This is a genomic window from Curtobacterium sp. HSID17257 (assembly GCF_003989515.1).
Lineage (GTDB): Bacteria > Actinomycetota > Actinomycetes > Actinomycetales > Microbacteriaceae > Curtobacterium.
The window spans coordinates 37,461-56,838 of the sequence record NZ_RBLU01000001.1 but is presented as its reverse complement, the minus strand read 5'-3'; the positions used below and the strand labels follow the sequence as shown (position 1 = coordinate 56,838).

Sequence of the window (19,378 nt, the reverse complement as noted above, 5' to 3'; positions counted from 1 at the left end):
GAATGGTTTTGTTGCAAACACTTCTCGCTGCTAGGTTGCCGTGTGTGCAGGGTACGGACGCATCGGACGCCACGACGCAGGTCGCGCGCAGGCTGAGCGACCGCATCGGCCCGTTCCGGCGCGCTCTCCTCCGCACGTCCCGCGAGGTCGCCGACCTGCCCGACCTGCCCGACGCCCAGGTCGAGGCGATGCGTGCCCTGACCGGGTCCACGACCACCCCCTCGGCCCTCGCCGCCCGCCTCGGTCTCGCCCGGTCGACGGTGAGCAACCTCGTCTCGGCGATGGAGTCCGTCGGACTCGTCGAGCGACGCCTGGCCGCCGGCGACGGACGCCGGACCGAGCTCCGCCTGACCCCCCTGGCCGAGGAACGGCTCGCCGCCTACGACGAGGCATCGGCCGCGGTGCTCGTCGAGGCACTCGGCCGACTCGCACCCGAGGACCGCACCGCGCTGGCCGCCGCGCTCCCCGCACTCGAGCACCTGCACCACGAGATCACGCACCGCGGCGACCACTGATCGCCATCGGGGCACCGTTCCCAGCAGGCTCCGAGCGGTTTTTTGGCACTCCCGAGGGGAGAGTGCTAGAACGGGTCGCAGTTGAGTCGAGGGGACTCAACGAAGACCACGAAGGAGTTGATCTCGATGACGATGCAGTTCGACCCGTTCCGCGAGCTCGACCGACTCGCCGGCTCCCTGCTCGGAGCCGGAGCCGGTGCTCCCCGCTCGATGCCGATGGACCTGTACCGCACCGGCGACCACTACGTCCTCGACGTCGACCTGCCGGGCATCGACCCGGGCTCGGTCGACGTGGACGTCGACGGCTCGGTGCTGACCATCCGCGCGGAGCGCACGCTCGGCGCCCCGGAGGGCTCCCAGTGGCTCACCCGGGAGCGCCAGCCGGGCACGTTCGTCCGGCAGCTCACGCTCGGTGACCACCTGGACACCGCGCGCATCAGCGCCGCCTACGACAACGGCGTCCTGAGCGTGACGATCCCGGTCAAGGAGTCCGCGAAGCCGCGCAAGATCGACGTGACCACCGGCAGCGGTGCGCAGCAGCTCGCGGTCGGCAGCGGTTCCGCCGAGTAGTCCGGGGGCGTGCGGTGACGACGATCATCAACGCCCTCCTCGCCGTCGCGGTCGTGACGGGAGCGCTGGTCGCGACGAGCCTGGACCGTCGGGTGGCCGTGCTCCTGGGCGCGGCCGGCAGCACGGCGGGGAACTTCCTCACCTGGCTGGTCGCGCCCGGCGCGTGGGCACAGGTCCCGCTCGTCCCCTGGCTCGCCGCGGCCGCCGGCACGGTGGCGCTCATCGCACTCTGGAGTGCGACGCGCCTCTGGTCCGGCATCTTCGAGCCACCGCGCGCACCGCGCGACGACGACACCGCCGCGCTGGTGACGGTGGGTGCGGAGTCGTGACGGGGTGACCACGTGACGGACGGGAGGCGCGGTGCCGGCTGGCACCGCGCCTCCCGTCCGTCTCCCGGTCGCGTCGCGCGACCGGCGGGACGGTCACTCCTTGTGAAGCGTGTCCTGCACGAGGCCGGCGGTCTTCTCGACCACGTTCGGCAGCTCGGTGGTGCCGTACAGCCGGACGTCCGGGTGCGTGGGCGGGGGCATCGGCACCGAGGTGGTGGGGCCGTCGTGGTACGAGTACTCGCCCTTGCCGTCGAACGACGGGCCGCTCGCCCACGGGCCGTCCGCCGCCGCCTTGCCGTCGGAGAAGTTGAGGTACTGGTAGTTGACCTCCTGGTTCTCCTTCGACTGCGGGAAGTTGCTCGGCACCGGGAAGCCCTCGACGCCCTTCTCGCGGAGCTCCGCGGCGGCGGTCGCCCACATGTTCTGGTGCATGGTGTCGCGCGCGATGAGGAACGAGAGCAGGTCCCGCACGCCGTGGTCGTCGGTCATGTGGTAGAGCCGGGCGGCCTGGACGCGCCCCTGCATCTCGGCGTTCTCGTTCGCCGTGAAGTCGGCGAGCAGGTTGCCGGACGCGGTGATGTACGAGCCCTGCCAGGGGTTGCCGTTGCTGTCCACCGGTCGGGCTCCGGCGCCCGCGACGATCGCGTGCTGCACGTCGGTGCCCCCGACGATCGCCGCGACGGTCGGGTCGTCCTGCAGCGCGTCCTCGGTGATGCCGAGCGGGCTCTTCTCGAGCAGCTGCGCGATCATCGTCGCGAGCATCTCGACGTGGCCCATCTCCTCGGCACCGATGCCGAACACCATGTCGCGGTACTTGCCCGGGATGTGCATGTTCCACGCCTGGAACTGGTACTGCAGCGCGACGGAGATCTCGCCGTACTGGCCGCCGAGCACCTCCTGCAACTTGCGCGCGTACACCGCGTCGGGCTTGTCGGGGGTGGCCTTGAACTGGAGCTCTTGCTTGTGGAAGTACAACTCGTTCTCCTGTCTCGGTGATCGTCGTCCCGTCGTCGTGCACGGCGGCACGGCCGGGTCCGGTCGTCGTCTCCGACGGTCCGCGCCGGTGACTGGGCGGGCGTCCGGGGTGGACGGATCACGCGGCCCCGGTGGCCGGATCGCGCGGACGAGGTCCCGGTGCCTCCGGTCTGTACGCAGGTGAGTCGTCCCCGCGGCGGGGTCGTGAGCGGGGAGCCCGTGTCGATCGCCCACCGCGTGCTGGGACAGCTGACGATCTGACGGGTTCGTCCTGCAGGACGACCCCGTTCGTCCCTCCGCACGATGCACGGCGACCGGGTCGACCCCCAGGCTCGGTGGCATGGAGAGTTCGACCAAGCACGTGATCGCCACCCTCGCCACCTGCGCCGCGATCGTCGTCGTCACCGCGGTGGCACTCGTCGCGATGTCCCCGATGCCGTGATCCACCGTCGTGCGATGATCGAGCCGTGACGGACCGGCGCACGTTCCTCCGGCCGATGCGGCGCCGGTCGATCCTCGTCGACCTCCTCTGGGCCGGGCTCGCGGCACTGCTCTTCGCCGCACCGATCGACGTCGAGCTCGAGCACGCGAGTCCCCTGGCCGTCGCGGTCGCCTGCGTCGCGATCGTGCTCCGCCGCCTGTCCCCGAGCTCGGCGATGGTCGCGACCGTCGCCCTCGGCGCGGTGCAGGTGGCCGGCGGCGAACGGCCGTCGTTGGTCGACCTCGCCATCGCGGTCGTCATCGGTACCGTCGCCGTCGTCGGCACACGGTTCGAAGCCGTGCTCGCCGGCCTCCTCGCCGTGATCGCCGGAGCCTCGGCGTCCATGTACCTCTCCTCGACCGGTTACCGGTACGCCCTGCTGCTGAACGGGCCACGCGACCAGGTCGTCCTCGTCCTCGCCGCGCCGGCGCTCGTCCTGCTCTCCTTCTGGGCCGCTGGTCTCGCCGGTCGGGCCATCCGGTCGCAGAACGCCGAGGCCGTCCGACGCGCCGACGCCGAGGCAGCTGCCAGCCGTGCGGAGGCCGTGGCCAACCGGGCCGAGGCCGTCGCCACCCGCGCGGTCGACGAGGCCGAGGCCGAGCGCATCCGCGCCGACATCGCCCGCGACGTGCACGACGTCGTCGGGCACTCACTCGCGGTCATCATCGCGCAGGCGGACTCGGTGCCCTTCCTCGACGACGAGGCCCGAATCCGCGAGGTCAGCGCCACCATCGCCAGCACCGCCCGCAGCTCCCTGGTCGAGGTGCGGCAGGTGCTCGGACACATCGACGGCTCCGACACCGCGAGCGACCCGACGTCCTTCGAGGAGATCGTCCGCGGCATCCGCGACGCCGGGGTCGACGTGGAGCACGCCGTCCGCGGTGTCGCCCGGCCGCTCGGTGCCGTGCACGGCACCGCTGCCCGCCGGGTCCTGCAGGAGATGCTCACGAACGCGCTCCGGCACGGGGCACCCGGCGGCGCCGTCGAGGTCCGGGAGACCTGGCGCTCCGCCGACCTCGTGCTCGAGGTCGAGAACCCCGTGCCCTCGAGCGCGCTGCCCGTCGGCGCCGAGCTCGGGCTCGAGGAGCTCGCCGCTGCGGCCACCGGCGCCGTGGCCGTCCGCACCGTCGCGACCGGTGAGCAGCCGACGACCGCGTCGACACGGGGTTCCGGCCGGGGCCTCACCGGCATGCAGACCCGACTCACCACGATCGGCGGGTCGTTCGACGCCGCCGTGCTGGACGCCGTGTTCGTCGCGCGCGCCCGCATCCCGTTCGACGTCCGAGGGGGGACAACTCGATGACCGACCCGATCCGCATCCTGCTCACCGACGACCAGGCGCTCTTCCGCGCCGGCCTCCGTGTGGTGCTCGACGCGCAGCCCGACATGCAGGTGGTGGGCGAGGCGTCCGACGGCGCCGAGGCACTCGACCGCATCCGCGAACTCCGACCCGACGTCGTCCTGCTCGACATGCGGATGGCCGGCGTGGACGGCGTCGAGACGGTGCGCCAGCTGTTCTCCGGCGCGTTCCCGGGGCCGCTCCCCCGTGTGGTGGTGCTCACGACGTTCGGCCTCGACCCCGCGGCCGCCACGGCGATCCGGCTCGGCGCGAGCGGGTTCCTGCTCAAGGACACCACGCCGCCGTTCCTGTTCGCGGCGGTGCGCGCCGTGCACGAGGGCAGCTCGGTGATCGCGCCGAACGACCTCTCGCAGCTGTTCGGCGCCGACGTCGACCGTGCCCCCGCCCCGCAGCCCGAGGCGTTCCAGACCCTGACCGACCGGGAGCGCATCGTGTTCGGTTGGGCATCGCGTGGGCTGTCGAACGCCGAGATCGCGGCGAAGGAGTTCGTCACCGAGTCGACCGTGAAGACGCAGATCTCGAGCATCCTCGGCAAGCTCGCGCTCCGTGACCGGGTGCAGCTCGTGGTGTACGCGCACGACCACGGGCTGGCCGGTGCCCGCGACGCCCGGTCCACCGGCCCGTAGACCGACGCCCATGGGCCACCGACCCCGGCCACTCGTCCCCGGTACGCTCCGACCGTGTTCCTCCTCGTCGTCGCCGTCGTCTTCGCCGTCTGCTTCGCGGTGTCACGCCGCCGCGACCCGCGCCTGCTCCGCAACGGCGTCTTCCTGACCGCGGCGGTCGTGTTCGGCGTGCTCGGAACGCTCTCCGTCGCAGCCGACCGCTCCCCCGTGGCACTCGTCCTGCTCGCGCTGCTGATGCTCGCCCTGCCCGTCAGCGTCGTGGTGTTCGGCGTCGCCCTCGTCGCGAACGGCGTCACGATGCTCCGCAAGGAGGGCAGGAGCCTCGGCAACCAGCTCTCGCTCATCGCCGGGGTCCTGGTCTTCGCACTGCCGGTCCTCGCCGTCCTGGTCGTCGTCTGGTTCGGCGCCGTCGGGGTGACCGTGGCGGCGCTCGTCGCCCTGGTGTCCGCCTACGCGAGCGCAGCGTTCGTGTCGTTCGCGGTCTACTCCGTCGTCTACGGGCGGATGCGGCACGGACTCGTGCCGACCGCCGTCGTCGTGCACGGCGCCGGACTCCGGCCGGACGGCACCGTGACCCCGCTCCTGCGCGGACGGCTCGACCGGGCGCTCACGGTCTGGCGTGCCGAGACGGCGCGCGGCAACCGGCCGCTGCTCGTGCCGTCGGGCGGCCAGGGCAGCGACGAGGTCCGGTCCGAGGCGGCCGCCATGGGCGAGTACCTCGGCGCCCAGGGCGTCCCGGCGGAGGCCGTGCTGCTCGAGGACCGGTCGACCACCACCCGCGAGAACATCGAGCGGTCCGCCGTGCTCCTGCGGGAAGCGGACCGACACGGCCCCCTGCTCCTGGTCACGAGCGACTACCACGTGCTCCGCACCGCCTCGCTCGCCCGACGCCTCGGGGTCGACGCGCAGGTGGTCGGCGCACGGACCGCGCGCTACTACGTGCCCAGTGCGTTCCTCCGCGAGTTCGTCGCACTGCTGGTCGAGCACCGCTGGGTCACCGTGATCGCGCTCGGCCCGTTCGTGGTGCTGGCGGCGGCCGTCGTCGTCGGCCAGCTCACCCAGCTGGTCCCCTGAGGCACCCAGCCGACCACGCGACGGACGGGAGGCCCGTGGCAGCGGTGATCCGCGCCTCCCGGCCGGCACGCACCCACCTCGCCGCGCGCGGCCGTGAGCGGGCCCGGGAACGCGAGAAGGCCCCCGGATCCCTCCGGGGGCCTTCCCTCACCTGGTGCGCGAGGGGGGACTTGAACCCCCACGCCGTTTCCAGCACACGGACCTGAACCGTGCGCGTCTACCAATTCCGCCACTCGCGCCAGCCCGGCAACACTAGCACGCGTGGGAGGGTGCCCGTGACCACGCACAGACGGGCAGGAGCGCCACCCACTACCATGCAGTGGTCCCTGACCGACGAACACGGAGACACATGGGCCTCTTGGACAGCTTCGAGCGAGGGTTGGAGCGCGCCGTGAACGGCGCCTTCGCGAAGACCTTCCGCTCCGGCGTGCAGCCCGTCGAGATCTCCAGCGCGCTGCGGCGGGAGCTCGACACGAAGGCCGCCGTGGTCTCGCGCGAGCGGATCCTCGTGCCCAACGAGTTCACGGTGCGCCTCGCACCACCGGACCACACCCGCATGAACGACATCGGTCGGCCGCTCATCGACGAGCTGTCGCAGATGGTGCAGCAGCACGCGGTCGCGCAGAACTACTCGTTCTCCGGCCCGGTGTCGATCTCGCTGCAGCAGGACGGCACGCTGTCCACCGGGATCCTGGAGATCGACTCGTCGACCGTCCAGCGCGACGTCGCCTGGGTCGCCGTGCTCGACATCGGCTCGCAGCGCCACCGGTTGCGCCGCGGCCGCACCGTCATCGGGCGGGGCACCGACGCGGACATCACCGTGGCCGACACCGGGACGAGCCGGAAGCACGTCGAGGTCATCTGGGACGGCAAGCACGCACAGGCCAACGACCTCGGGTCCACGAACGGCTCGAAGCTGAACGGCGAGCGCTTCCAGCAGGCCATCGTCGAGCCGGACTCCACCATCGAGATCGGTCGTACCCGTATGGTGTTCCGGGTGATCCCGGAGAACGACGGAGGTGCACGATGACCACGGGCCTGACCCTGCTCGTCCTGCGCTTCGCCTTCCTGGCGGTGCTGTGGCTGTTCGTGTTCGTCATCGTCTTCGCCCTGCGGAGCGACCTGTTCGGCCAACGTGTCCGCACCATCCCGACCGACCCGAAGGCCGGTGCGTCCTCGCCGACGACGCCGGCCGTCCCCGCCGCAGCAGCACCAGCGGCCGCGGCGCCCGGTGCGTTCACGGAGCTGATCGGCCAGCCCTCGGGCCCGACGCCGCAGCAGTCGGGTGCCGCACAGCAGGCCGCCGGCGTCCCGACGCGCCTCGTCATCACCGAGGGCTCGCGCGAGGGCCTGGAGATGCCGCTCGGCGGCGGCCCGATCACGATCGGTCGCTCCAGCGAGTCGAACGTCGTCATCCGCGACGACTACACCTCGACGCACCACGCCCGCCTCGACCTCCGTGGCGAGGGCTGGGTCCTGTCCGACCTCGAGTCCACGAACGGCACGTTCGTCAACGATCAGAAGGTGACCGGGCCCGTGACCATCGCGGAACGGACGCCGATCACGATCGGGACGACGACGTTCGAGCTGCGGCGGTAACCGGCACATGACGGCTCGCACGCTGAGCGCCGCTGTGTCCCACGTGGGGCGCATCCGTGCCAACAACCAGGACTCCGGGTACGCCGGCACGCACCTGTTCGCGGTCGCGGACGGCATGGGCGGGCACGCCGGCGGCGACGTCGCCTCGGCGATCGCCATCCGCCGCATCCGCGAGGTCGACCGCGAGTTCCCGTCCGCGCACGACGCGGAGTTCGCCCTGCAGTCCGCGCTCATCGCCGCGAACCAGCTCATCACCGAGACGGTGTTCGAACACCAGGAGCTCACCGGCATGGGCACCACGGTGTCCGCGCTCATCCGCGTGGGCGAGCAGATCGCGATCGCCCACATCGGCGACTCCCGCATCTACCGGATGCGCGACGGCGAGCTGCAGCAGATCACCTCCGACCACACCTTCGTGCAGCGGCTCGTCGACAGCGGCCGCATCACGCCGGAGGAGGCGGCCGTGCACCCCCGTCGCTCGGTGCTCATGCGCGTGCTCGGGGACGTCGACGCCGCACCCGAGGTCGACACCGCCGTCATGGACATCCAGACCGGCGACCGTTGGCTGCTCTGCTCGGACGGCCTGTCGTCGTACCTGGCCGAGGAACGGATCCGACACGCACTCGCGTCGAACATGGACGCGAACCAGGTGACGCAGCGCCTGGTCAAGGAGACCCTCGACCACGGTGCCCCGGACAACGTGACCGTCGTCGTGATGGACGTCACCGACACGGAGCCCGAGGACGACGACGCCGCAGCCACCACCGTCGGCTCCGCAGCCGCGCCGCTGACCTTCGAGGCGTCGACCGGCCGGAAGCCGATCCGCCTCCCCACGATCCTGCTCCACCCGCTCAAGGTGAGCTCCGTCCCCGAGGACTCCCACTTCGAGCCCGAGTCCGACCAGTACTTCGCCGAGCTCATCGCCGAGGACCGCCGTCGTCGCATCCGGCGCCGTGTGGCCTGGTCGATCGCACTCGTCGTCGCCGTCGCGGCGCTGGTCGGCGCGGTGTTCCTGGGCTGGCGGATCACGCAGGCGCACTACTACGTCGGGACCGACCGCGGCACGGTCGCCATCTACCAGGGCGTGCAGCAGTCCATCGGCCCGATCGCCCTGTCGGACGTCTACGAGGACACCGACATCTCGGTGTCGTCGCTCCCCGACTACACCCGCGAGAACGTGCGCTCGACGATCAACGCGACGTCGCTCTCCGACGCCCGTGACATCGTGGACCGGCTGCGGAAGGCCGCCGAGACCGGTCAGGACCAGGCCGGCACCGGCGGGGACACGTCCTCGTCGCCGACACCGTCGCTGACCCCGTCGGCCTCGCCCTCGGACAGCGCTGCGCCGTCCGAGGCCCCGGGAGCCACCGGATGAGCGCCGCGACCGCCCAGTCCTTCACGCAGGCGATCACGATCAAGCTGCGTGAGCCCGCCCGTGCCCGCAACCTCGAGCTCGTGCTGCTCGTCATCGCGTGCGGCATCTGCGCCGGCGCGATGGTGCTCGTGCAGCTCGGCACCAAGGGCCGGATCTTCGACACCGGCGTGCTCTGGGTCGGCGCCGGCATCCTCGGACTCGCACTCGTCATGCACGTGGTGCTCCGGGTCGTCGCCAAGCACGCGGACCCGTTCGTGCTGCCGATCGCCCTGGTGCTCAACGGCATCGGCATCGCCGAGATCTACCGCATCGACGTCCACAACGGCCTGACCGGCTGGGACGCGATCGGCGTCAAGCAGATCGTCTGGACGATGCTCGCGATGGTCCTGGCGACGATCACCGTCGTGGCGGTCCGCAACCACCGCTTCCTGCAGCGCTACCGCTACATCTTCATGTTCGCGACGATCGCGCTGCTGCTCCTGCCGATGCTGCCCGGCATCGGGGAGAACATCGGCGGTGCCCGGGTGTGGATCCGCATCGGCCCGTTCTCGTTCCAGCCCGGCGAACTCGCGAAGATCACGATGGCGCTGTTCTTCGCCGGCTACCTCGTCACCGCACGCGACTCGCTCTCGATCGTCGGCAAGAAGTTCGCCGGCATGACGTTCCCGCGCGCCCGCGACCTCGGTCCGATCCTCGTGATGTGGGCGTCGGCGATGGCCGTCCTGGTGTTCCAGCGCGACCTCGGGACGGCGCTGCTGTACTTCGGCCTGTTCCTCGTGATGATCTACGTCGCCACCGCGCGGCTCGGGTGGGTCGTCATCGGTCTCGGCCTGTTCATCGGTGGAGCCCTCGTCGCGCAGTCGGTCCTGGTCTACGTCCGAGGCCGCTTCGAGCAGTGGCTCGACCCGTTCGACCAGACGATCTTCGACCGCCAGACCCAGGGCAGCTACCAGCTCGTGCAGGGCCTGTTCGGCTTCGCGAACGGCGGGATCACGGGCACCGGCCTGGGCCAGGGGCGCCCGTACATCACCCCCGTCGCGAACGCCGACTACATCGTCGCGTCGCTCGGCGAGGAGCTCGGGCTGATCGGCGTCTTCGCGATCCTCGCCCTGTTCATCGTCCTGGCGTCCCGAGGCCTGCGCGTGGCCTTCATGGCCCAGGACGACTTCGGCAAGCTGCTCGGCGTCGGCTTCGGCTTCATCATCGCGCTGCAGGTCTTCGTCGTCGTCGGCGGCATCACCCGGATCATCCCGGTGACCGGCCTGACCACACCCTTCATGGCCGCCGGTGGATCGTCCCTGATCGCGAACTGGATCATCGCGGCGATGCTGCTGCGCCTGACCGACTCGATCCCCGCAGAACAGCGCGTCCAGCAGGGCGCGGTCCCCGCCGCCCGTGGCCGTTCCGGACGCGGTGCGACGACCAGGAAGGAGCGCTCCCGGTGAACCGACAGCTCCGCGGCGTCTCGACCGTCATCGTGCTCATGTTCGTCGCGCTCTTCGTGTCGACGACGTCGATCCAGTTCTTCGCGGCCGACTCCCTGCGCGCCGACTCGCGGAACTCCCGCACGATCCTGGACAGCTACTCGACCAAGCGCGGCGCGATCCTGGTCGACGGCAGCCCGATCGCCGAGTCCACCCCCTCGGACGACCAGTACCAGTACCAGCGCAAGTACACGAACGGTGCGCTGTACTCCGCCGTGACCGGCTACTTCACCATCGGGCAGGGCAACACGGGCATCGAGAGCGCCGAGAACACCGTGCTCTCCGGCAACTCCGACGCCTCGTTCTTCCAGAACCTCAACGCCATCCTCACGGGCCAGGACGTCCAGGGCGACAACGTCAACCTGACGATCGACCCGGACGTGCAGCAGGCGGCGTACGACGCGCTCGGCCAGAACAGCGGCGCCGTGGTCGCGATCCAGCCGTCGACGGGCAAGATCCTGGCGATGGTGTCGAAGCCGGCGTACGACCCGAACGCGCTGACCTCGCACGACACCGCACAGGTGAAGCAGCAGTACGACGCCCTGCTCCAGCAGACCCCGACCCCGCTGCAGAACCGCGCGATCGGCGGCGACCTGTACACGCCGGGCTCGGTCTTCAAGCTCGTCGTGGCCTCCGCCGCGCTGAAGGACGGCAAGTACACGCTCGACTCCGAGTTCCCGAACCCGTCCCGCCTGCAGCTCCCGGGCACCAGCACGTACATCAACAACGCCGAGGGGGGTTCCTGCGGCGGTGGCGAGACCGTGCAGCTCCGCACGGCGATCCAGTACTCGTGCAACATCCCGTTCGCCGAGCTCGGTCAGAAGCTCGGGTACGACACGATCAAGTCCGTCGCGGACGAGTACGGGTTCGGCGACGCGATCGAGGTGCCGATGCGTGCCACCGCCAGCCAGTACCCCGACGTCGACTCGACCGCGCAGCTCATGCTGAGCGCCTTCGGGCAGGCCAGCGTGCGCGTCTCGCCGCTGCAGATGGCGATGGTGTCCGCCGGCATCGCGAACGGCGGCAAGGTCATGCAGCCCTCGCTCGTGGACTCGATCACCACGAGCGACCTGAAGACCGTCGAGTCGTTCTCGCCGAAGCAGTACAGCGACCCGCTGTCCGGCTCCGAGGCCGCCGACCTGACCGAGGCGATGCAGAGCGTCGTCAGCGGCGGGACCGGCACCAATGCCAAGATCGACGGAGTCGACGTCGCGGGCAAGACGGGCACGGCGGAAGGCGGTACGGGCGACCCGTACACGCTGTGGTTCACGGGGTTCGCCCCGGCGAAGAACCCGGAGGTGGCCGTGGCGGTCGTCGTCGGGAACGGTGGCGGACTCGGGCAGTCCGGCGTCGGCAACACGGTCGCGGCTCCGGTCGCGAAGAAGGTCATGGAGGCGGTGCTGAACAAATGAGACCCACCAGCGGACTCACTTTCGGTGGGCGGTACCAGCTCTCCTCCCGTGTCGCGATCGGCGGCATGGGCGAGGTGTGGCAGGCGACCGACCTCGTCATCGGCCGGACCGTCGCGCTCAAGATCCTGAAGGACGAGTACCTCGGTGACCCGGGCTTCCTCGAGCGCTTCCGCGCCGAGGCCCGGCACGCGGCACTCGTCAACCACGAGGGCATCGCCAACGTCTTCGACTACGGCGAGGAGGACGGCAGCGCCTACCTCGTGATGGAGCTCGTCCCCGGCGAGGCCCTGTCCACCATGATCGAGCGGGAGCACACGCTGCCGGTCGACAAGGTGCTCGACATCGTCGCCCAGACCGCGAACGCCCTGCAGGCCGCGCACGCGGTCGGTCTGGTGCACCGCGACATCAAGCCGGGCAACCTGCTCATCACGCCCGACGGTCGTGTGAAGATCACGGACTTCGGCATCGCGCGCATCGCCGACCAGGTCCCGCTCACCGCGACCGGCCAGGTCATGGGCACCGTCCAGTACCTGTCGCCGGAGCAGGCGAGCGGCCACCCGGCGTCGCCGTCGACCGACATCTACTCGCTCGGCATCGTCGCGTACGAGTGCCTGGCCGGACGTCGCCCCTTCACCGGCGAGTCCCAGGTCGCCATCGCGATGGCGCACATCAACGAGCAGCCACCCGCGCTGCCCGGCGACGTGCCCGAGCCGGTGTCGGCCCTCGTCCTGTCCTGCATCGCGAAGAAGCCGGCGGACCGCCCGGCGACCGCCGCGAACCTCGCCCGTGCAGCCCAGGCGCTGCGCCGTGGGGACGTCGCCGCTGCGACCGTCGCCGTCCCGGCGGTCGGTGGTGGCGGGACCGTCGCGTTCAACCCGCCGCAGGGCCCCGGTGACGACGCTGCGACCGCGTTGATCGGGACGCAGGCGGGAGCGGTCGCTGGCCCTCCCGGTACTCCGCGGTCACCCGCGGCCCCGGAGGACGAGGAGCCGCGGAAGAAGCGTGCCTGGATCTGGTGGCTCGTGGGCGTCCTCGCGGTGCTCGTGATCGGCGGCGTCATCGCGGCGTTCGCGCTCAGCGGGTCGGACGAGCCGGAGCCGGCTCCCACGTCCTCGTCGCCGGCACCCACCCGGACGACGCCGACACCGACCCCGACGACGACCCGGGTCTTCCTGAACAAGAGCGACTACCTCGGTCGCAACGCCGACGAGGTCCGGAACGAGCTCCAGGAGCGCGGGTTCGAGGTCACGGTCCAGGACGGCAGTCCCGCACCGACGGCGGAGCAGGCCGAGACCGTCGCGGACATCACCCCGACCGGCAGCGTGGTCGAGGGCACCCTCGTCACCATCACCCAGTACACGACCCCGCCGACGGCCAACAAGCCGAACACCCCGACCGCGGGGACGGTGTCGCAGTCCGGTCAGGTCACCTTCAGCTGGTCGGCCGCGACCTGCCCCGACGGCTACACCGTGTCGAAGTACTCGTGGACGGTGTCGGGCGGGAAGGACGCCTCCGGCGCGACCTCCGGTGACACCAGCTCGACGGCCGTCACGATCCAGGCCGATGCTGCGGGCGCCCCGGTGTCGTTCAGCTACACGGTCACCTGCGGCTCGCTCGCCGCCTCCGAGTCCTCGGACCCGGCGACCGCGACCTGGGAGCAGGCGACCCCCACGCCGACGGGCACCCCGACCGCGCCGCCGACCGGAGCTGCCAAGCCCTGACCGATCGTCACCCGAACGGGGGCTGTCGACACCGTTGTGTAACGGTTCGTCGGCAGCCCCCGTCGTCAGCGTTCGGGCAGGAAGCGCTGCCGTACACTTGCCCGGACGGACATTCGGAGGAGTACGTGCCAGAAGGTGTGACCGCGGGGATCACGCTCCTCGCCAACCGCTACGAGATCGGTGACGTCATCGGTCGTGGGGGCATGGCGACGGTGCACGTGGGTACCGACACGCGACTCGGTCGCAAGGTGGCCGTGAAGCTCCTCAAGCCGAGCCTCGCGTCGGACCCGACGTTCCGGATCCGCTTCCGACAGGAGGCGCAGGCGGCAGCCCGCATGGCGCACCCGACCATCGTGCGCGTGTACGACGCGGGCGAGGAGACCGTCACCGAGCCTTCGGGCAACCAGGTCCAGGTGCCCTACATCGTGATGGAGCACGTCGACGGCCGCGCGGTGTCCGACGTCCTCGACGACGGCCCGCTCGACCCGGCAGAAGCGGTCCGCATCACCGAGGGCATCCTGACCGCCCTCGAGTACTCGCACCGCGCCGGCGTCGTGCACCGCGACATCAAGCCCGCGAACGTCATGGTGACGCACGGCGGTCAGGTCAAGGTCATGGACTTCGGCATCGCCCGCGCGATCACCGACACGTCCGCCACGGTGGCGCAGACCACGTCGATCCTCGGCACGGCGTCGTACTTCTCCCCGGAACAGGCCCGCGGCGAGACCGTCGACGCGCGGACCGACCTGTACTCCACCGGCGTCCTGCTCTTCGAGCTGCTGACCGGCCGTCCGCCGTTCGTCGGCGACTCGCCCGTGGCGGTGGCCTACCAGCACGTGAGCGAGCAGCCGGTCGCACCGTCCACGCTCGCGCCCGAGGTGTCCCCGGCGCTCGACGCCGTCACGCTGCACGCCCTGGTGAAGGACCGCACGCGCCGGTTCCAGAACGCTGCGGAGTTCCGGACCGACCTGCAGCAGGCAGCTGCCGGCAAGGTCCCGGTCTCCACGCGCACGCTGCAGCAGAACGCCGCGCACGACGCGTCCACGATGCTCTTCGGGGTCAACCCCCGCACGACCTCGAACCCTGCGGTCGCGTTCCGGGAGCTCGACGACGACGCCGCCGACCACCGCCCCCAGCGCACGCAGAACCGTCCGCCGGTCGCGTGGATCTGGCTCGGCATCATCCTGACCGCCGCAGTGATCGCGGGCGTGGTGTTCTTCGTCGCCAACCTGCAGCCGGGCAAGGCTCCGGTGTCGTCCTCGGTGTCCGTGCCGAACGTCGTCGGTGCCACGTGGGACTCCGCGCGCACCGAACTCGAGAAGCGCGACCTCAGTGCGGTCGAGGTCGGCGAGAACTCGGACGACGTCGCCAAGGACACGGTCATCCGGACCGAACCGGGTTCCGGCACCAACGTCGCCCGCAAGCAGAGCATCAGGGTCGTCGTGTCCCTCGGCCCGGAGCAGGTGGCCGTCCCGGACGTCGCGAACCAGACGCAAGACGCGGCGGAACAGGCCCTGAAGGCCGCCGGCTTCGCGGTCGGCGCGATCAACAGCGACTACTCGAGCGACGTGCCCGAGGGCACCGTCATCAGCAGTGACCCGGCGAGTACCACGCAGCTGACGAAGGGCTCGGTCGTCAACCTGACCGTGTCCAACGGCAAGGTGCAGCTGCCGGACGTCACACAGCAGCCCATCAGCGCCGCCAACGAGGCGCTGGCGAACCTCGGGCTCAACGTGGTCGCGTCACCGACGTACACGTGCACCGGCAGCATCGTGGTGCAGCAGAGTGCCCCGAAGGGTGACGTGGCACAGGGCAGCACGATCACGCTGACCTACTGCGCGGCCTCGGCGCAGCGGCCGTCGCAGGCCCCGTCCGCTCCGGCGGCGCCTGCCCAGGGTGGCGCCGCTGGCGGGAGCGTCGGGGGCGGCGGGCAGTAGCCCGGTCCGTCGCGTCGGCTGCGGCGGGCGTCCGTGCGCCTGCCTGGAGGCACGCCGCACCCACCGCCCCGTCGGTCACGTCGCGAGACGGTCACGTCGGTACAACGTCGGTACACCGGTAGCGTCCGGTGGGCTGGCGGCGCTGGACTGCGCACGTCTGGAACGGCCGACGGCCGTTCACCGCCGACACCCTGCGGCGTGCAGCGGTGCGGGGTCGACCGGCGCCGTCAGGACCGGTGCGCGGCGATCAGGGGGTTCAGGGCCGCGGCCCGCTCGGCAGCGCCGACCAGACCGGTGGTCTCGAGCCAGTTGCCGACCATCCGGTACCCACCCTCGGTCAGGACCGACTCGGGGTGGAACTGCACGCCGTACACGGGGTGGTCGCGGTGCTCGACACCCATGATCACGCCGCCGCCGGTCCGCGCGGTGACGGTCAGCTCGTCCGGCACCGTGCCGTCCACGATGGCGAGGGAGTGGTACCGCGTGGCCGTGAACGGGTGCGGGACCCCCGTGAAGAGCACGCTGTCGTCGTGATCGACCTGCGAGGTCTTGCCGTGCATGAGTTCCTCGGCGTGGGTCACCGTCGCGCCGAGCGCCTCGGCGATGGCCTGGTGACCCAGGCACACGCCGAGCAGCGGGGCCTCGGCATCGATCGCCGCCCGGACGGTGGGGATCGAGATGCCGGCGTCCCCTGGCGTGCCCGGACCGGGCGAGAGCAGCACGCCGTCGTAGTCGGCGATCCGGTCGGCGATCTCGGCTTCGGGGAAGGCGTCGTTCCGCACGACGTCGGTGTCCGCGCCGAGCTGCTGCAGGTACCCGTTGAGGGTGTAGACGAAGCTGTCGTAGTTGTCGACGACGAGGATCTTGGTCATGGTCGGATCACCGTACTCGTGGGGGATGTGCGCTGGCTGCTGAGGGTCTTCCCACAGACGTGGTCACGGTAGGATACCGGCCATGGCCAAGGACAAGGACCGCACCAAGCCCGCCCGGAGGACCCGAGCCGACTCGGTCGACACGGCGGGCGACCAGCCCAATCCCGTGTGGTTCAAGCCGGTCATGTTCGGCTTCATGCTCGTCGGGCTCGCCTGGGTGATCGTCTTCTACATCTCGAACACGACCCTGCCGGTGCCGTCGCTCGGCTCCTGGAACATCCTGATCGGCTTCGGGATCATGTTCATCGGCTTCCTCATGACCACGCGCTGGCGCTGACTCGCCGCTCTGCACCTCCGACGCCCGTCGCACCTCCTGGTCCGGCGGGCGTCGTCGTTCGTCCGGCCCCGTCGTCGCAGCCCGCTCTCCACAAGCGCAACAGCGACCGCAGCCGTTCATCCACACTCGAGGGCCGATTCTCCACAGTTGTCCACACTTTCCACACGGTCATCCACACCCGCTTCCCCGAGTTGTCCACAGCCTCCTCCACAGTGGGGATAATCACACCCGTGTAACTCACCGAGTTGTCCCCAGTTGTGGAGAATTCAACGGGCAGCTGTGGAGAGCGGTACGCGGAGATGCAGAACGCCCCGCCCCACACTGCGGTGGGACGGGGCGTTCTGACGGTGCTCCGCGGTGCTCAGCCGATCGCGTAGCCGCCGATGCTGAGGTACGCGGCTCCGATGCCGGCCACGAGCAGCACGGCCTCGGCGATGAGCAGACCGATCTGCAGGCCCCGCTGGCGGGCGTTCCGGGTCTTGGAGAAGACGAACCCGGTGACGAAGCCGAGGACGATGCCGCCGACGTGCGCCTGCCACGAGATGTTCGTCCCGGGCAGGAACCCGACCACGAGGTTGAGCCCCATGATGACGAGCAGCTGGACGGCGTTGTAGCCGAGGCTCCGCTGGATCACGAAGAACGCCGCGAACAGACCGAAGATCGCGCCCGAGGCGCCGACCACGGGGGTCCCGGGTGTCAGCAGGGAGACCGCGAGGTCACCGCCGAGGCCCGCCAGGAAGTACAGCGCCACGAAGCGCCACGTCCCGAGCAGGTTCTCGAGGATCCGCCCGAAGATGAACACCGCGAGCATGTTGAACCCGATGTGGAAGATCGACGAGTGGACGAAGAGCCCCGTCACGAGTCGCCACGGCTGCGTCCCGACCAGCGGGGTCCAGTAGCTCAGCCACTGGTTGACGACACCACCCGACAGCAGGTTCAGCAGCCAGACGACCACCGACACCGCGATGATCACGGTGGTCGCCTTGTGGTCCATCACGGCGAAGCGACGGCGAGCGACGGTCAAGCCGCCCGGCGCCCCGGAGGCACGACGGTTCGCCTGGAACTGCGCACGCTGCTCACGAACGCACTCCGGGCAGTGCACACCGACGGCCGCTGGTGTCTGGCACTCGGTGCAGATCGTCCGCCCACACCGCTGGCACAGGATGAAGCTCTGCCGGTCCGGGTGCCGGTAACAGTAGTTGTCCCGCCCCGGGGCCTGGTCGGTCACCGGGTTCAGACGTCCTCGACGTCGATGCTCTCGATGACGACGTCGTCGAGCGGCTTGTCACGGCCGTCCGTGGGCACGCCCTCGATCGCGTCGACGACGGCGCGCGACTCGTCGTCGGCGACCTGGCCGAAGATGGTGTGCTTGCCCTGGAGCCACGGGGTGGCGACCGTCGTGATGAAGAACTGCGAGCCGTTGGTGCCGCGCCCGCCCTGGATGCCGGCGTTCGCCATCGCGAAGATGTACGGCTCCTGGAAGGTGAGCTCCGGGTGGATCTCGTCGTCGAAGCGGTAGCCCGGACCACCGATGCCCTGGCCGAGCGGGTCGCCGCCCTGGATCATGAAGTCCTTGATGATGCGGTGGAAGACGACACCGTCGTAGAGCTTGTCGGTCGAGACCTTGCCCGTACCGGGGTGCGTCCACTCCTGCTTGCCGGTCGCGAGGTCGACGAAGTTCTTGACGGTCTTCGGGGCGTGGTTGCCGAACAGGTTGACGCGGATGTCGCCCTTGTTCGTGTGGATCGTTGCGACAGCGGTGTGCAGAGACATGTTCCGATTCTCGCATGTACTCCTGACGGTGGGACGGATCACACAGCCGACGATCCGTGACCTGTCAGGGTGCTCGGTGGCAGGATGGGGTCACGCCGATCCGATGGAGGTACCAGATGACGACGATCGAGATCCCGCGCAAGCGTCGGAAGCAGATCAAGAAGCTCAAGGGCAAGACGGCCTCGCTCCTCGGCGAGCAGCGCAAGGTCCTCGAGCACGCGAACGCGATCCTCGCCGAGGCCCGCTCGCACGCTGCCGACGCAGCCCGCAAGGACATCGCCCCGCGCGTGCAGAACGCGATCGACAACGGGATCCGTCCCGCCGTCGCGACGGGCGTGCACGCAGCGACCTCGGCCGCCCAGAGCGCGTCCCACCGCTTCCAGACCGAGGTCGTCCCCGGCCTCGTCGCGACCGCCGGTTCGGTCATGAGCGTCAAGGACCTCGCGAAGGACCCGCGCGTCAAGAAGATCGTGAAGGATGCCCAGAAGAAGGGCAAGAAGGCCAAGAAGGCTGCGGCCAAGTACACGCCTGGCCAGCAGAAGAAGGGTCTGGGCTTCGGTGGGGTCGCCCTCATCGTGGTCGGTGTGGTCGCCGTCGCCGGTGCCGCGTACGCCGCGTACCAGACGCTCCGCGCCGACGACGACCTGTGGGTCGCCGACGACGCCGACTCGGCGGAGAAGCCCGCCGCCTGACCTCCCCGGTTCGTACGAAGGGCCCCGGCACTGCTCCGGGGCCCTTCGTCGTCCCCGGCGCTGTCCAGCCGTCATGCTCCGATGCCTGCGGACCACCGAGCGGGCACGTTCTGTCACGCTCGACACGGTCACTCGACCGGAAGAACCCGCTCGGTGGCACGCACACGGCACGTCCTGCCCGCCCACGGCCAGCAGCAGCTTCGAACTGGAGGCACACGCTCAGTCGCCGCGGGGCGTGGTCGCGCA

19 protein-coding genes and 1 tRNA gene are annotated in these 19,378 nt (G+C 70.4%); 15 read left to right on the top strand and 5 right to left on the bottom strand.

Going from position 1 to position 19,378, the window contains the following annotated elements; translation table 11 throughout:
• The first annotated feature begins 44 nt into the window (after positions 1–44).
• The 3 genes from D8M35_RS00290 to D8M35_RS00280 all read left to right on the top strand — a co-directional run bounded on the left by D8M35_RS00290 (position 45) and on the right by D8M35_RS00280 (position 1,414).
• A complete protein-coding gene (locus tag D8M35_RS00290) occupies positions 45–515 on the top strand; it encodes a MarR family winged helix-turn-helix transcriptional regulator (protein ID WP_238638026.1) in 471 nt (156 codons plus the stop codon).
• Between the two features lie 126 nt (positions 516–641).
• Positions 642–1,085 carry an Hsp20/alpha crystallin family protein gene (locus D8M35_RS00285; protein ID WP_126889995.1) on the top strand — a complete coding sequence of 148 codons (444 nt, stop codon included), beginning with the start codon at positions 642–644 and terminating at the stop codon, positions 1,083–1,085.
• 14 nt (positions 1,086–1,099) lie between these two features.
• The gene (locus D8M35_RS00280) at positions 1,100–1,414 is read left to right on the top strand and encodes a hypothetical protein (RefSeq protein WP_126889994.1); all 315 of its coding nucleotides are present in this window, start codon (positions 1,100–1,102) and stop codon (positions 1,412–1,414) included.
• A gap of 93 nt (positions 1,415–1,507) precedes the next feature.
• On the opposite strand, the gene D8M35_RS00275 is transcribed toward D8M35_RS00280, so the two are convergent.
• Complete coding sequence (locus D8M35_RS00275) at positions 1,508–2,389, bottom strand: manganese catalase family protein (protein ID WP_126889993.1); 882 nt, start codon at positions 2,387–2,389, stop codon at positions 1,508–1,510.
• Positions 2,390–2,856: 467 nt separating this feature from the next.
• On the opposite strand from D8M35_RS00275, the gene D8M35_RS00270 reads away from it, so the two are divergent.
• The 3 genes from D8M35_RS00270 to D8M35_RS00260 are packed head-to-tail and all read left to right on the top strand — an operon-like array spanning position 2,857 to position 5,930.
• Entirely contained in the window at positions 2,857–4,173 is a 1,317-nt protein-coding gene (locus D8M35_RS00270) for a sensor histidine kinase (protein WP_126889992.1), read from the top strand.
• Positions 4,170–4,856 carry a response regulator transcription factor gene (locus tag D8M35_RS00265; protein WP_126889991.1) on the top strand — a complete coding sequence of 229 codons (687 nt, stop codon included), beginning with the start codon at positions 4,170–4,172 and terminating at the stop codon, positions 4,854–4,856. Before D8M35_RS00270 ends, D8M35_RS00265 begins: the two co-directional genes overlap by 4 nt.
• Before the next feature lie 54 nt (positions 4,857–4,910).
• Positions 4,911–5,930, top strand: a complete 1,020-nt coding sequence (locus D8M35_RS00260) for a YdcF family protein (protein ID WP_126889990.1) — start codon at positions 4,911–4,913, stop codon at positions 5,928–5,930.
• Positions 5,931–6,082: 152 nt separating this feature from the next.
• On the opposite strand, the gene D8M35_RS00255 is transcribed toward D8M35_RS00260, so the two are convergent.
• Positions 6,083–6,169: transfer RNA gene (locus tag D8M35_RS00255), tRNA-Leu, on the bottom strand.
• 110 nt (positions 6,170–6,279) lie between these two features.
• Here D8M35_RS00255 and D8M35_RS00250 point away from each other — a divergent pair.
• The 7 genes from D8M35_RS00250 to pknB all read left to right on the top strand — a co-directional run bounded on the left by D8M35_RS00250 (position 6,280) and on the right by pknB (position 15,458).
• Positions 6,280–6,960, top strand: coding sequence for a DUF3662 and FHA domain-containing protein (locus tag D8M35_RS00250; RefSeq protein WP_126889989.1), 681 nt, complete (start codon positions 6,280–6,282; stop codon positions 6,958–6,960).
• On the top strand, positions 6,957–7,529 hold the full coding sequence (locus D8M35_RS00245; RefSeq protein WP_126889988.1) for an FHA domain-containing protein: 573 nt from the start codon (positions 6,957–6,959) through the stop codon (positions 7,527–7,529). Before D8M35_RS00250 ends, D8M35_RS00245 begins: the two co-directional genes overlap by 4 nt.
• 7 nt (positions 7,530–7,536) lie before the next feature.
• Entirely contained in the window at positions 7,537–8,904 is a 1,368-nt protein-coding gene (locus tag D8M35_RS00240) for a Stp1/IreP family PP2C-type Ser/Thr phosphatase (protein ID WP_126889987.1), read from the top strand.
• The gene (locus tag D8M35_RS00235) at positions 8,901–10,349 is read left to right on the top strand and encodes an FtsW/RodA/SpoVE family cell cycle protein (protein WP_126889986.1); all 1,449 of its coding nucleotides are present in this window, start codon (positions 8,901–8,903) and stop codon (positions 10,347–10,349) included. Before D8M35_RS00240 ends, D8M35_RS00235 begins: the two co-directional genes overlap by 4 nt.
• Complete coding sequence (locus D8M35_RS00230; protein ID WP_126889985.1) at positions 10,346–11,800, top strand: penicillin-binding protein 2; 1,455 nt, start codon at positions 10,346–10,348, stop codon at positions 11,798–11,800. The genes D8M35_RS00235 and D8M35_RS00230 overlap by 4 nt, the downstream gene beginning before the upstream one ends.
• Complete coding sequence (locus tag D8M35_RS00225; RefSeq protein ID WP_126889984.1) at positions 11,797–13,521, top strand: protein kinase; 1,725 nt, start codon at positions 11,797–11,799, stop codon at positions 13,519–13,521. Before D8M35_RS00230 ends, D8M35_RS00225 begins: the two co-directional genes overlap by 4 nt.
• 125 nt (positions 13,522–13,646) lie before the next feature.
• Positions 13,647–15,458, top strand: coding sequence for a Stk1 family PASTA domain-containing Ser/Thr kinase (pknB, locus tag D8M35_RS00220; protein ID WP_274542753.1), 1,812 nt, complete (start codon positions 13,647–13,649; stop codon positions 15,456–15,458).
• A 227-nt stretch (positions 15,459–15,685) separates the two neighbouring features.
• Here the strand turns inward: pknB and D8M35_RS00215 are convergent, their stop codons facing one another.
• Entirely contained in the window at positions 15,686–16,330 is a 645-nt protein-coding gene (locus D8M35_RS00215; protein ID WP_126889983.1) for an aminodeoxychorismate/anthranilate synthase component II, read from the bottom strand.
• An 82-nt stretch (positions 16,331–16,412) separates the two neighbouring features.
• On the opposite strand from D8M35_RS00215, the gene D8M35_RS00210 reads away from it, so the two are divergent.
• Positions 16,413–16,667, top strand: coding sequence for a cell division protein CrgA (locus D8M35_RS00210; protein ID WP_111228127.1), 255 nt, complete (start codon positions 16,413–16,415; stop codon positions 16,665–16,667).
• Between the two features lie 361 nt (positions 16,668–17,028).
• On the opposite strand, the gene D8M35_RS00205 is transcribed toward D8M35_RS00210, so the two are convergent.
• Both D8M35_RS00205 and D8M35_RS00200 read right to left on the bottom strand, forming a co-directional pair.
• Entirely contained in the window at positions 17,029–17,691 is a 663-nt protein-coding gene (locus D8M35_RS00205) for a rhomboid family intramembrane serine protease (RefSeq protein WP_342342904.1), read from the bottom strand.
• Positions 17,692–17,900: 209 nt separating this feature from the next.
• A complete protein-coding gene (locus tag D8M35_RS00200; RefSeq protein WP_126889981.1) occupies positions 17,901–18,440 on the bottom strand; it encodes a peptidylprolyl isomerase in 540 nt (179 codons plus the stop codon).
• Positions 18,441–18,556: 116 nt separating this feature from the next.
• Here D8M35_RS00200 and D8M35_RS00195 point away from each other — a divergent pair, with 116 nt between their 5' ends.
• Positions 18,557–19,132, top strand: a complete 576-nt coding sequence (locus tag D8M35_RS00195) for a hypothetical protein (RefSeq protein WP_126889980.1) — start codon at positions 18,557–18,559, stop codon at positions 19,130–19,132.
• Positions 19,133–19,378 lie beyond the last annotated feature (246 nt).

Bases quoted from the DNA above. Each gene is read 5' to 3' on its own strand.
- D8M35_RS00250 (WP_126889989.1), top strand. From the start codon at position 6,280: ATGGGCCTCTTGGACAGCTTCGAGCGAGGGTTGGAGCGCGCCGTGAAC.
- D8M35_RS00215 (WP_126889983.1), bottom strand. From the start codon at position 16,330: ATGACCAAGATCCTCGTCGTCGACAACTACGACAGCTTCGTCTACACC.
- D8M35_RS00240 (WP_126889987.1), top strand. From the start codon at position 7,537: ATGACGGCTCGCACGCTGAGCGCCGCTGTGTCCCACGTGGGGCGCATC.
- D8M35_RS00195 (WP_126889980.1), top strand. From the start codon at position 18,557: ATGACGACGATCGAGATCCCGCGCAAGCGTCGGAAGCAGATCAAGAAG.
- D8M35_RS00285 (WP_126889995.1), top strand. From the start codon at position 642: ATGACGATGCAGTTCGACCCGTTCCGCGAGCTCGACCGACTCGCCGGC.
- D8M35_RS00245 (WP_126889988.1), top strand. From the start codon at position 6,957: ATGACCACGGGCCTGACCCTGCTCGTCCTGCGCTTCGCCTTCCTGGCG.
- D8M35_RS00225 (WP_126889984.1), top strand. From the start codon at position 11,797: ATGAGACCCACCAGCGGACTCACTTTCGGTGGGCGGTACCAGCTCTCC.
- D8M35_RS00200 (WP_126889981.1), bottom strand. From the start codon at position 18,440: ATGTCTCTGCACACCGCTGTCGCAACGATCCACACGAACAAGGGCGAC.
- D8M35_RS00210 (WP_111228127.1), top strand. From the start codon at position 16,413: ATGGCCAAGGACAAGGACCGCACCAAGCCCGCCCGGAGGACCCGAGCC.
- D8M35_RS00235 (WP_126889986.1), top strand. From the start codon at position 8,901: ATGAGCGCCGCGACCGCCCAGTCCTTCACGCAGGCGATCACGATCAAG.
- D8M35_RS00265 (WP_126889991.1), top strand. From the start codon at position 4,170: ATGACCGACCCGATCCGCATCCTGCTCACCGACGACCAGGCGCTCTTC.